Here is an 11,651-nt window from a genome sequence, read left to right on the forward strand (position 1 = left end):
AAAAAGGTCTTTTAAGTTTCAATAAAAAGTATATTTTTGCAGCTCAATAAATTTAAAATAAATGGCAACATATAACAAAAGAGGATACAAAGCCCCAAAACCAAAGGACGAAGCTGTTGAAAACGAATTTGACCAAGTAGAAGATATTCAGGATAAAAATAGTGCTACTGCGGAAGTTTTTAATAAATTAGACGAAGGTGCTTCCAGAACGGAAGAATGGGTAGCTAAAAATCAGAAATATATTTTCGGATTTGTAGGAGCTATTGCCATAGCTGCTGCCGGGTACCTTTTGTATAATAAATTTGTAGTAGGACCAAAAGAGGAAGATGCTGCAAATGAAATGTTCCAGGCACAACAATATTTCCAACAGGCAGTAGACGGACAGGCTTCGGATTCTTTATTCGCTTTATCGTTAAAAGGTGGTGAAGGAAAATTAGGATTCTTAGGGATTACTGAAAACTACTCCGGAACCAAAGCGGCTAACCTATCGCATTATTATGCAGGTATGGCTTATTTGAACACTGCAAAATACAAAGAAGCTGTACAACAGTTAGAGCAATTCTCTTCTGACGATATGATGTTAAAAGCGTTAGCTTTAGGCGGTATCGGTGATGCTTTTTCTGAATTAGATAAAAAAGAAGATGCTTTAACGTACTACAAAAAAGCGGCAGAAGCAAACGATAACGAATTTACAACACCAAGATTCCTGTTTAAAGCCGGTGAAACTGCTTTGGCCTTGAATAAAAAAGCTGAAGCTTCTAAATTCTTTACACAAATTAAAGAAAAATACGAAAGTGCTGCTGAAGCTGCAAATATTGATGCATTGATCGCAATGACAGAATAATAAATATGGCTACTGCAAATAAAAACTTATCCAATTACGATAAAAACACAATCCCAAGCGCGAAAGATTTTCGGTTTGGGATTGTTGTTTCAGAATGGAACGACAAAATAACGGAAGGATTATATTCCGGAGCGGAAGCAGCCTTATTGGATTGCGGTGCTTTGGAAAGCAATATCGTCCGTTGGAATGTACCGGGAAGCTTTGAGCTGGTATACGGTGCTAAAAAAATGATAGCAACGCAAAATGTAGATGTAGTCATCACCATTGGCTGTGTGATTAAAGGCGAAACCATGCATTTTGAATTTGTTTGTGAAGGAGTAACGCAGGGAATCAAAGACCTGAATGTTCAAACGGATGTACCGGTTATTTTTTGTTTACTGACCGATAATAACGAACAGCAGTCCATTGACAGAAGCGGAGGCGCTCACGGAAATAAAGGAACAGAAGCTGCTATTGCAGCGATAAAAATGGCCGACCTGAGAAAAAAGGCGTAATTTTTACCAACACTATACCTGTGAAACCTGTAACGCAAAACGTTACAGGTTTTTGTTTTCAGGGAATCCCGTATTAACAAAAAATTGAGAGGCTTCATTCGTTAATGTCTGCCATTTTCTTTAAATTTGGTGATTCGGAAAGAAAAAACTTTTAATTTAAACAGCTTCAAAATATACGAATGTCGAGTATTATCCAATTACTTCCCGATCACGTTGCGAACCAGATTGCTGCTGGTGAGGTGGTGCAAAGACCAGCCTCAGTAGTTAAAGAATTGATTGAAAATGCAGTAGATGCCGGAGCAACCGAAATCAAACTTATCGTGAAAGATGCGGGTAAAACACTTATTCAGGTCATCGACAACGGTAAAGGCATGAGCGTGACCGATGCGCGTTTGTGTTTTGAACGCCATGCAACTTCAAAAATACGCCATGCCGAAGATTTGTTCGCCCTGCATACGAAAGGTTTCCGCGGGGAAGCACTGGCTTCCATTGCGGCTATTGCTCATGTGGAACTAAAAACCAAGCAGGACCAGGAAGAATTAGGAACCCATCTTATTATTGAAGGAAGTAAATTCGTTTCGCAGGATGTGGCCGTATTGCCAAAAGGGACGTCCTTTTCGGTAAAGAACCTGTTTTTTAATATTCCGGCGCGACGCAACTTTTTAAAATCGGATACGGTTGAGTTCCGCCACATCGTGGATGAATTTGAACGGGTGGCTTTGGCACATGCCAATATTCATTTTGTCTTGTTTCATAACGGAAGTGAAATGTTTAACCTTCCGGCTTCTAATTTCCGCCAGCGTATTGTGAATGTCTTTGGCGGGAAAACAAATGAAAAACTGGTTCCGGTTAAGGAAAGTACCGAAATTGTGGGCATACAGGGATTTGTCGGGAAACCGGAATTTGCCAAGAAAAGCAGGGGAGAGCAGTTCTTTTTTGTGAACGACCGTTTTATTAAAAGTGCCTACCTGCATCATGCGGTTATGGCAGCCTACGACGGTCTGCTGAAAGATGCCAGCCAGCCCAGTTATTTCTTATACCTGGATGTACCGCCGCATACGATTGATATCAATATCCATCCGACCAAAACAGAAATTAAATTTGATGACGAACAGGCTTTGTATGCCATTTTACGCTCGTCAATTAAACATAGCCTAGGGCAATTTAACGTGTCGCCGGTTCTTGATTTTGAACGGGATGCTACATTAGACACGCCTTATGAATATTCGGGTAAAGAAGCGGAAACACCTTTAATCCAGGTGGATGCAAATTTTAACCCTTTTTTAGAGGAAACCCCTAAAACGTCGCAGGCGTTTACGGCTTCCTTTTCTGCTTCGGCAGGAAATTCTACAAAGTCTCCGGGTTCGAATCCCTCTTTCTCCGCAAGCTATAAAAAACAGGAATCCGGTCAGAGCTGGGAGAGTTTGTATGTAGGCTTAAAACAGGCTACAGAAGAAGTGGATGTGGCCGAAATTCAATTTGAGAGCGAGGAAGTAACCGGTTCTCTTTTTGATGACAGCGCGATAGAAGAGGTATCGAATAACAGAACCTATCAGATCCATAAAAAATACATTGTCAGCCCGATCAAATCGGGTATGCTGATCGTTGACCAAAAAAGAGCACACCAGCGTATTTTGTACGAACAGTTCCTGACAAATATTACCGTACAGCAGGCTGCCAGTCAGCAGCTGCTTTTTCCGTTAGAACTGTATTTTACCAAAGCAGAGTTAATCCTGATTAAAGAATTGCAGCATTCACTGGAAAGCACCGGATTTGTTTTTGAATCCCTAGCTGAAGAAAGTGTTACCATTTCCGGTTTGCCGGTTAACGTAGCCGAAAGTGAAGTGTCTATTTTACTGGAGGAATTGGTTGGTGATTTACAGGGCGAGCTTCCGGACAGCAGTTTCAGTCAGTGTGACCGCATTGCCAAATCGATGGCAAGAAGCCTGGCAGTAAAAACCGGGACCTATTTAACGGAACGCGAACAGGAAACAATGGTGAATGCCTTGTTTGCCTGTAAAGAACCGAATGTTTCCCCTTTTCATAAACCCACTTTCATCACGATGCGTGTGGAAGACTTAGATAAACGATTTGCAATATGATGAATATGACCGAAACCGTAAAACAGTTAATTATAATTAACGTTATCTTTTTCCTGGGCGCAATGTTTGTTCCTGCGGCAAATACTTATTTGGCATTATGGTATTTAGAAAATCCTAATTTCGGTATCTGGCAGCCGTTAACACACATGTTTATGCATGGCGGATGGATGCACATTTTCTTCAATATGTTTGCGCTGTATTCTTTCGGGTCGGCTTTGGAACATTTCTGGGGGGCAAAGAAGTTTTTATTCTTTTATATTTCCTGCGGATTGGGAGCAGCCTTACTGCATTCGGGGGTAAATTTTTACTTATTCCACGACGGACTGAATACTTTGGTGGAAAGCGGTATTCCAAAATCGGAAATTCTCCAGATTCTGGCAGAGGGAAAATACAATACAAAATGGCAGGAAGTTTTATCGGTAAACCAGTTTAACAGCTTTATGGAAGCGTTTAGTGTTCCTGCTGTTGGAGCATCCGGGGCTATTTATGGTCTGCTGGTTGCCTTTGCGTTTATGTTCCCAAATGCAGAACTGGCGCTGATGTTTATTCCGGTTCCGGTAAAAGCAAAATATTTTGTACCGGGATTGTTAATCATCGATTTGATTTCAGGACTTTACGGAAGATCTATTTTTGGAGGCGCGAGCGGTATTGCCCACTTTGCCCACATTGGCGGAGCTGTTGTTGGTTTCCTGATGATGTGGTTCTGGAAAAAGAATCAGTTCGATAATAACCGTTGGGACCGATAATTCGGAAATAAATTATAAATTAGGAGTAGAATAACTGTAAAACATAAAGACGAGAATGAACATCATTGAGGATTTTAAAATGCAATATAAAATAGGGGGAATAGCACAAAAGCTTATTTTCTGGAATGTAGGTATTGCTATCCCGTTCTTTCTTTTAAGAGCATTTGCTCCTGCTCTTTTTGAAACAGTATTGGCCTGGACCAGTCTTTCATCCGTTGTGATGACGGCGGTAACCCGACCGTGGACGCTGCTGACGTATGCTTTTCTGCATGCCGATTTCTTCCATTTGTTGTTTAACATGATCGTGCTCAATTTTGCCAGCCGCTTGTTTACAACCTATTTTACACAAAAACAACTATTCGGTTTGTACCTGCTTGGAGCGATTTTTGCAGGAGTGTTGTTTGTTGCAACCGATTTTATTTTTCATAACAATACCATATTAGTAGGCGCATCGGGAGCCATCATGGCGGTTTTGATTGGTGCGGCGGCCTATTCGCCTTTAACCGAAATCCGCCTGTTGCTGGTTGGCAACGTAAAGCTGTGGCACATTGCCCTGGTACTGGTTGTTTTAGACCTGATCCAGATTCCGGTGAGCAATACCGGCGGACATATTGCCCATTTGGGTGGTGCTTTCTTCGGGTTTTTATATATAAAATTGCTGAAAAACGGAACCGACCTGACAAAAGGAGTTTCTGCTTTTCTGGATACGGTAGCAGGTTTATTCAGCCCTAAAAAAACAACACCGTTTAAAACAGTACACCGAAATACCCGTCAGCAGACAAAATCGACCGGCAATTCCGGAACATCCAATAAAGATGTTACCCAGAAGCAAATTGACGATATCCTGGATAAAATCAGTAAATCCGGGTATGACAGCCTTACAAAAGATGAGAAAGAATTCTTGTTTAAAGTTGGCAAATAAATAATTTCTGGCACACGCCTTATCCGCAAATTTAGTCTTTGGACGAAACAGTATGAAAAACTTATCATGGTTTAATAAAGTGGCTTTCTTTTTCAATATAGTGTTGACTGTATTGAGCTTTATTGCCTATGTACTGCCGTTCCTGGCGCCCAAGCTGTTTCCGTTCCTTTCGGTACTGACGCTGGTGCTGCCGCTGATGCTGATCCTGAATTTACTGTTCCTGTTTTACTGGCTGATCCAGCTGAAAAAGCAGGTGCTGCTTTCGGTTTTTGTATTCCTTATCGGGATTACATTCTTTAATAAGTTTTATAAATTCTCGGCTAAAGATTTAATTGCAGAAGATGATGATTTTGTCGTGATGAGCTATAATGTGCGTTTGTTCAACGTGTTTGAATGGATCAAGCAGGACAATGTGATCGACAAGATCCAGGCTTTTGTATTGTCGCAAAATCCGGATATTCTATGCCTGCAGGAATATTCGAATACGCAGCCGGTGCAGTTTGACGGCTATAAACACCAGTTTATTTATATGCAGGGCGATAAGGTAAAAACCGGTCAGGCTATTTTTTCAAAGTTCCCTATTGTAAATGGCGGTAATATTAAGTTTCCGAATTCGAATAACAATGTGATTTTCGCCGATATTAAAAAAGGAAGGGACACTCTTCGCGTGTACAGCATGCATTTGCAGTCTATCAAGATAAGTCCCGATATACACGAGAAAATCGATGAGGTGAAGTCTAAAAAGATATTCAGACGTATCAGTGAGGCTTTTGCCGTACAGCAATTACAGTCGGAGCTGATCAAGCAGCACAAAGCCGAATGTCATTACCCGCTGATCATCTGCGGCGATCTGAACAACAGTGCCTTTTCCTATGTGTACCGAAACATTAAAGGGAACATGAAAGATGCGTTTGAAGAAGCCGGTAAAGGTTTCGGGAAAACGTATGACTACGACTATTATCCGGCACGAATTGATTATGTATTTGTGGACAAACGCATTGAGGTGAAAAACTTTGTGAACCACGATAATTTTATCAATTCCGACCATTTTCCTATTACCACCCGTCTGACTTTACGGGATGAGGCACCAACGACCAATACTAAAGAAACAACGGAAAAGAAAAAGTAGTTTTATAAAGACTGGTTTTTCAGGTATTCCATGGCATAACGCCCTTCGTTAAAAAGTACGTCCAGGATGCTCAGGTTGTTAATAAACCCGTGTTTTTCTTCAAATACCTGTGTGTAGGGTTCAAAAACGGAAGTGTCTTTTTTACCGTTTGCTAAAGAACGGAAATCAGCTTTATCTGCCGGTTCGGCGAAATATTCAGTTGTTTTGGAGTAGGAGAAATCCATGCCCAGACAATCGGTAACGATTTCCATAACCTCAAAATTCAGGTCCATCATAAAAGTGTGCTCTTTTTCAAATACCGGACGGATGTCGTCTTCAAAATACTCAAAGAAAGGCGATGTTCTGTAGGCTGCTTCCAGTGATTTCCAGTGCTGTTTCTGCCAGTTAAAGGCATTTTCAATCTTTACATCCTTAAATTTCTGGTGTAACACCGGACTGTGCTTTACCGGAATATTGAGCATCTGCATCCCGTTAGGGCTGTAAATATACATTCTGTTGCGATTGGTTTGCTTCTGGAAGTTGTCTTCCGTTTCAAACGTAATCGTATCTGCTTGTACCATCGCTGTAAAATGACTGATGGAAGGAAAGTAGGTAGGATGTATAAGGATGTTCATTTTGATGTGTGATTTTTGATTTTTGATATATGATGTGAGATGTACGCTATATGAGGTTTGATTTATGAAGAATGAGAAGTAAAAATAATTGCTGTGGTTTATGACAACTTTTAATTTTACTTCTCATCCTGTTTATGACGTCTGTATATTACAACGTAAATCAGACATCTGATATCATAAATTCAATTACGAGTTTCTTTTCGCTTTTCTTTTCTTATAGAAGTCATATCCGAACCATGCTGCCAAAGCAACTACGAAGTAGATAAAATAGGATACCGGTTTTCCGCTTCCGCCAACCGTTGTGAATAGTCTTTCCCAACGTATTTTGTCGATGGCTTTAGCCCAGGGAATATTCTGATCTAAACTCATCCAGATAAATACCGGTTTACCCACTACGTTTTCGAAAGGTACATACCCCCAGTAGCGGCTGTCCTGCGAGTTGTGACGATTGTCACCCATCATCCAGTAATAGTTTTGTTTAAAAGTATAAGAGGTCGCTACTTTACCGTTAATACGGATTTCGTCGCCATTCACTTTTAAATCGTTGTTTTCATATTCGGTAATGATCTGCTTGTAGAAAGGAAGGGTTTCTTTGTTTAGAACAACCGTTTTGCCTTCTTCCGGAATGTAAATAGGGCCAAAGTTATCCTGAGACCAGTTTTGTGTACCCGGGAATATGCCTTGCTCGCGTTCTTTGGAAATATTTTTTGTGATCGATTTTACAATCGGATTGTTTTTGATGCGTTCTGCCGCTTCATCCGTTAAGCACTGAAAGTAGAACAGGTTTTTATCCTGAACATAGTGAACTTCGCTCGGATTTAATTTCAGGTCATTAATCAGGTAGTTGTAATCAAAAGTATTACCGTCAGTGATTACCTGGTAAGAGAACTGTATTTTTTGTCGGTCGTGTAATTCAAGCGGTTTCCCGTTAATCATCACTACCCCGTCTTTAATGGAAAGACTATCGCCCGGAATACCAACGCAGCGTTTTACATAGTTGGTTTTTTTGTCAACAGGCTTATAGGTATATTGTCCGGAATTGTCGCCAAACATGGTTCTAACGGTGTCTACCGGCCAGTTGAAAACAACAATGTCGTTACGTTCGATTTTTTGGATTCCCGGTAAGCGGAACGATGGGAATTGCGGCCAGCTCAGGTAGGATTTGGTATTGATAAGCGGAATGGTATCGTGAACCATCGGCATTGCCACGGCTGTTTTTGGCGTTCTGGCGCCATAGTGAAATTTGCTTACAAAAAGGAAGTCACCAATCAATAAGGATTTTTCCAATGAAGAAGAAGGAATGGTGTACGGCTGCATCACATAGGTGTGTACTAATGTTGCCACTACCACGGCAAACAACAGCGAACTTAAGGTGTTGTCCTTTTTAACTTCATTCTTATTCGGGATATAAGTTACATTCTGGGTATAGTTGATATAATAGATATACAAACCTAAAGTCACCACACCTAAGATGGTGTCAACCGGCGTATTCTTACCAAAGCTTCTCAGGGTTTCCACCCAGATAACCGGGAACATGATCAGGTTCACGATAGGGATGAACAGCAGGATGGTCCACCATTTCGGGCGGTCGATAATTTTCATCAATACAATCGCATTGTAAACCGGAATAGCGGCTTCCCAGGATTTTCTACCGGCCTTTTCGTATAATTTCCATGTTCCTATATAGTGTACAAGCTGTATAACCAGGAAGAATATAAACCATTGAATAAGTGTCATGTCTTTGTTTGTTTAGTATATTATTAAATCAGATTTAATACGTCTTTCATTGTGAAAACACCCTTTTTTCCGGAGATCCATTCGGCAGCAATTACGGCTCCAAGAGCGAATCCTTCCCGGTTGTGGGCAACGTGTTTGATCTCTATAAAATCCACATCAGAATTATAGGTCACCGTGTGTGTGCCCGGTACGTTTTCAATACGCTTGGCATCAATCTGTATTTCACCGGCTTTGGGAGCATCCATCGTCCAGCTGTTGTAGCCGGAATTTTCGATAATTCCTTTTGCCAGGGTAATCGCCGTACCGCTTGGCGCATCCAGTTTTTGCGTATGGTGGATTTCTTCCATCGAAACGTTATATTCTTTTACATTCGCCATCATCTTTGCCAGATAATTGTTCAGTTCAAAGAAAATATTAACACCCAGACTGAAATTGGAACCATAAATAAAGGCTCCGTTCTTCTCCTGGCACAATTGTACCATGTCGTTGTATTGTTCCAGCCATCCCGTTGTTCCGGACACTACTGGTATATTAGTAGCAAAACAGGCAGAAATGTTACTAACGGCACTGTCGGGAACGCTAAAGTCTATGGCAACATCGGCTTTTTCAAGTCCGTCATAAGAATCGGTACTGGATTTTCGAAGTACAATTTCATGACCTCTTTCTAAAGCAATTCGTTCAATTACTTTACCCATTTTACCATATCCTAAAAGAGCAATTTTCATTTGGTGTGTAGTATTAAAAATTATAATTCAGTGTTAATCCTAAACTGTGTTTATAATTCATATCGTTTTGATAAATGTCAGGACGAACGGAAAGATTATCGTTTACGTTAAACTGCATTAAGTGGGCATCTACATTGGCATCTACGATGTTTAAAATGTAAATCCCTACGGTAATCAGCATGGAAAGGTCACGGTTTCGCTGATAGAATTTCTGGGCTTCTACCAGTCGGTTGTTATCCAGACCACCAAAATAAGGATCGTTCGGATCAGATGTTCCGTTCAGACGCTTTTTGTATTCGCTGCGGAAATCGTGATACTTGTTATTGTTTGTGGTGTAAAAATACAAACCGGTTCCCAGTCCGATATAGACTAAAGGAACCTTCCAGTATTTTTTATTGTATATCTGTCCTAATCCGGGTACTACGGCAGAATAAAAGGCTGCTTTAGAGGGGGCAAGCGGATTAATCCTGACGGGTTTGACAGAGTCAAGTGCTTTTAATATGGCGTCGTCTTTTTTATTTTGAGAAAAAACAAACTGACTTATTAGAAGCAGTGTGATAATCAGTATGGAATTGCAGCGACTCACTAACCTTCTATTAGCTTAATAATTCTTTTAAAATCTTCTTCAGAATGGAAAGGAATGGTGATCTTCCCTTTACCATTGCCGGCAACTTTTACATCAACCTTAGCCCCGAAAAATTCGGTAATGGCTTTTTTGTTTTCTTCAGCAACATTAAAAGAGGTGCCTTTTGGTGCTTTTGGTGCCGCCGGTTTTAAACTGTCCTGATATGCTTTTACCAAAGCTTCCGTTTCACGGACAGAAAGATTCTGGCTTACAATTTTCTGGTAAATATCGGTTTGAACGTCAAGATCTTCAATGTTGATGATAGCACGGCCATGACCCATAGTGATAAAACCGTCACGGATTCCGGTCTGGATAATCGGATCCAGTTTTAATAAACGAAGATAATTGGCAATAGTAGAACGTTTTTTACCAACACGCTCACTCATTTGTTCCTGTGTTAACTGGATCTCGTCAATTAAACGCTGGTAGGATAACGCGATCTCGATAGGGTCTAAATCGTGACGCTGAATGTTTTCTACCAATGCCATTACTAACGATTCGTTATCGTTAGCCAGACGGATATAAGCCGGAACAGTTGTTAATCCTACTAATCTGGAAGCACGCAAACGGCGCTCACCTGAGATCAGCTGGTATTTGTTGAAATCTAATTTACGAACGGTAATCGGTTGGATTAAACCCAGTTCCCTGATGGAAGACGCTAATTCCTGTAAGGATTCCTCGTTGAAATTAGTACGCGGCTGAAAAGGGTTTATTTCAATAGCATCTAAGTCAAGCTCAATAATATTCCCAACAACCTTATCGGCATTTTTATCCTCAACCGATTTGATATCGTTTTCAGGATCTTTTAATAATGCGGATAAGCCTCTTCCTAATGCTTGTTTTTTAATTGCCTTCGTCATAAAACCTTAGTTACTATTTTTTTTAATAATTTCTTCTGCTAAATGAATATAATTGGTTGCGCCTTTGCTGGTTGCATCATAGTTAATGATGCTTTCACCAAAACTTGGTGCTTCACTTAATTTTACGTTACGCTGAATAACGGTTTCAAAAACCATATCGTTAAAGTGCTTCTGTACTTCTTCCACTACCTGGTTCGATAAACGCAAACGGGAATCATACATGGTTAGCAATAAACCTTCGATATCCAGCTGCGGGTTGTGGATTTTCTGCACGCTTTTAATCGTGTTCAGTAATTTACCCAAACCTTCCAATGCGAAATATTCACACTGAATCGGAATAACAACCGAGTCGGCTGCCGTTAGCGCATTTAGCGTTAACAAGCCTAATGACGGTGCACAGTCAATAATGATATAATCATATTTTTCCTTAACACTGGCCAAAGCCTGTTTTAGCATATATTCACGGTTTTCTTTATCAACCAGCTCGATTTCGATAGCTACCAGGTCAATATGAGCCGGAATCAGCGAAACATTCGGTGCCGTACACGATAAGGTTGCTTCGTCCGGAGTATTGCTATGCTCTAATATCTGGTAGGTTCCTATTTCTACACTTTCTACGTCAATACCCAATCCGGAACTGGCATTAGCCTGTGGATCTGCATCAATCAATAAAACTTTTTTTTCCAATACGCCTAATGCGGCGGCTAAATTTACTGAAGTTGTAGTTTTTCCAACGCCACCTTTTTGATTGGCAATAGCAATGATTTTACCCATTTTGTCTTTAAAAATTTTGAACCGTAAAAATACAATTTATTATGGTTTATGAAAATGTTATTTGTTAACAATGTGATAA

At 40.5% G+C, this 11,651-nt stretch carries 12 protein-coding genes; 6 read left to right on the forward strand and 6 right to left on the reverse strand.

Features of this window, described 5'->3' with window-relative positions; all coding sequences use genetic code 11:
* Nucleotides 1-61 precede the first annotated feature (61 nt).
* The 6 genes from BGO42_RS14985 (at nucleotide 62) to BGO42_RS15010 (ending at nucleotide 6,237) form a co-directional block, all read left to right on the forward strand.
* Nucleotides 62-844 (forward strand): tetratricopeptide repeat protein, encoded by a 783-nt coding sequence (locus BGO42_RS14985; protein WP_177732850.1) that lies wholly within the window; start codon nucleotides 62-64, stop codon nucleotides 842-844.
* Nucleotides 845-849: 5 nt separating this feature from the next.
* Nucleotides 850-1,338 (forward strand): 6,7-dimethyl-8-ribityllumazine synthase, encoded by a 489-nt coding sequence (ribH, locus tag BGO42_RS14990; protein ID WP_177732852.1) that lies wholly within the window; start codon nucleotides 850-852, stop codon nucleotides 1,336-1,338.
* Nucleotides 1,339-1,517: 179 nt separating this feature from the next.
* Nucleotides 1,518-3,440, forward strand: coding sequence for a DNA mismatch repair endonuclease MutL (gene mutL / locus BGO42_RS14995; RefSeq protein WP_177732854.1), 1,923 nt, complete (start codon nucleotides 1,518-1,520; stop codon nucleotides 3,438-3,440).
* Nucleotides 3,437-4,186, forward strand: coding sequence for a rhomboid family intramembrane serine protease (locus BGO42_RS15000; protein ID WP_273246990.1), 750 nt, complete (start codon nucleotides 3,437-3,439; stop codon nucleotides 4,184-4,186). The genes mutL and BGO42_RS15000 overlap by 4 nt, the downstream gene beginning before the upstream one ends.
* Before the next feature lie 55 nt (nucleotides 4,187-4,241).
* Complete coding sequence (locus BGO42_RS15005) at nucleotides 4,242-5,108, forward strand: rhomboid family protein (protein WP_273246991.1); 867 nt, start codon at nucleotides 4,242-4,244, stop codon at nucleotides 5,106-5,108.
* 52 nt (nucleotides 5,109-5,160) lie between these two features.
* Nucleotides 5,161-6,237 (forward strand): endonuclease/exonuclease/phosphatase family protein, encoded by a 1,077-nt coding sequence (locus BGO42_RS15010; RefSeq protein WP_177732860.1) that lies wholly within the window; start codon nucleotides 5,161-5,163, stop codon nucleotides 6,235-6,237.
* A 2-nt stretch (nucleotides 6,238-6,239) separates the two neighbouring features.
* On the opposite strand, the gene BGO42_RS15015 is transcribed toward BGO42_RS15010, so the two are convergent.
* The 6 genes from BGO42_RS15015 to BGO42_RS15040 all read right to left on the reverse strand — a co-directional run bounded on the left by BGO42_RS15015 (nucleotide 6,240) and on the right by BGO42_RS15040 (nucleotide 11,572).
* Complete coding sequence (locus BGO42_RS15015) at nucleotides 6,240-6,851, reverse strand: WbqC family protein (RefSeq protein WP_273246992.1); 612 nt, start codon at nucleotides 6,849-6,851, stop codon at nucleotides 6,240-6,242.
* Between the two features lie 186 nt (nucleotides 6,852-7,037).
* The gene (gene lepB, locus BGO42_RS15020; protein ID WP_273246993.1) at nucleotides 7,038-8,588 is read right to left on the reverse strand and encodes a signal peptidase I; all 1,551 of its coding nucleotides are present in this window, start codon (nucleotides 8,586-8,588) and stop codon (nucleotides 7,038-7,040) included.
* Between the two features lie 23 nt (nucleotides 8,589-8,611).
* Complete coding sequence (dapB, locus tag BGO42_RS15025; protein ID WP_273246994.1) at nucleotides 8,612-9,313, reverse strand: 4-hydroxy-tetrahydrodipicolinate reductase; 702 nt, start codon at nucleotides 9,311-9,313, stop codon at nucleotides 8,612-8,614.
* A 13-nt stretch (nucleotides 9,314-9,326) separates the two neighbouring features.
* Nucleotides 9,327-9,899 (reverse strand): DUF5683 domain-containing protein, encoded by a 573-nt coding sequence (locus BGO42_RS15030; protein ID WP_246297051.1) that lies wholly within the window; start codon nucleotides 9,897-9,899, stop codon nucleotides 9,327-9,329.
* Nucleotides 9,899-10,798 carry a ParB/RepB/Spo0J family partition protein gene (locus BGO42_RS15035; RefSeq protein WP_177732870.1) on the reverse strand — a complete coding sequence of 300 codons (900 nt, stop codon included), beginning with the start codon at nucleotides 10,796-10,798 and terminating at the stop codon, nucleotides 9,899-9,901. Before BGO42_RS15035 ends, BGO42_RS15030 begins: the two co-directional genes overlap by 1 nt.
* A gap of 6 nt (nucleotides 10,799-10,804) precedes the next feature.
* Nucleotides 10,805-11,572: a ParA family protein gene (locus BGO42_RS15040; RefSeq protein WP_177732872.1), complete on the reverse strand. Its 768-nt coding sequence runs from the start codon at nucleotides 11,570-11,572 to the stop codon at nucleotides 10,805-10,807.
* Nucleotides 11,573-11,651 lie beyond the last annotated feature (79 nt).

Origin of the sequence: Flavobacterium sp. 40-81 (assembly GCF_001898245.1) — a bacterium.
Taxonomy (GTDB): Bacteria; Bacteroidota; Bacteroidia; order Flavobacteriales; family Flavobacteriaceae; genus Flavobacterium; species Flavobacterium inviolabile.

Excerpts from the sequence above, each read along its gene's own strand:
- BGO42_RS14985 (WP_177732850.1), top strand. The coding sequence starts at position 62 with ATGGCAACATATAACAAAAGAGGATACAAAGCCCCAAAACCAAAGGAC.
- ribH (WP_177732852.1), top strand. The coding sequence starts at position 850 with ATGGCTACTGCAAATAAAAACTTATCCAATTACGATAAAAACACAATC.
- mutL (WP_177732854.1), top strand. The coding sequence starts at position 1,518 with ATGTCGAGTATTATCCAATTACTTCCCGATCACGTTGCGAACCAGATT.
- BGO42_RS15000 (WP_273246990.1), top strand. The coding sequence starts at position 3,437 with ATGATGAATATGACCGAAACCGTAAAACAGTTAATTATAATTAACGTT.
- BGO42_RS15005 (WP_273246991.1), top strand. The coding sequence starts at position 4,242 with ATGAACATCATTGAGGATTTTAAAATGCAATATAAAATAGGGGGAATA.
- BGO42_RS15010 (WP_177732860.1), top strand. The coding sequence starts at position 5,161 with ATGAAAAACTTATCATGGTTTAATAAAGTGGCTTTCTTTTTCAATATA.
- BGO42_RS15015 (WP_273246992.1), bottom strand. The coding sequence starts at position 6,851 with ATGAACATCCTTATACATCCTACCTACTTTCCTTCCATCAGTCATTTT.
- lepB (WP_273246993.1), bottom strand. The coding sequence starts at position 8,588 with ATGACACTTATTCAATGGTTTATATTCTTCCTGGTTATACAGCTTGTA.
- dapB (WP_273246994.1), bottom strand. The coding sequence starts at position 9,313 with ATGAAAATTGCTCTTTTAGGATATGGTAAAATGGGTAAAGTAATTGAA.
- BGO42_RS15035 (WP_177732870.1), bottom strand. The coding sequence starts at position 10,798 with ATGACGAAGGCAATTAAAAAACAAGCATTAGGAAGAGGCTTATCCGCA.
- BGO42_RS15040 (WP_177732872.1), bottom strand. The coding sequence starts at position 11,572 with ATGGGTAAAATCATTGCTATTGCCAATCAAAAAGGTGGCGTTGGAAAA.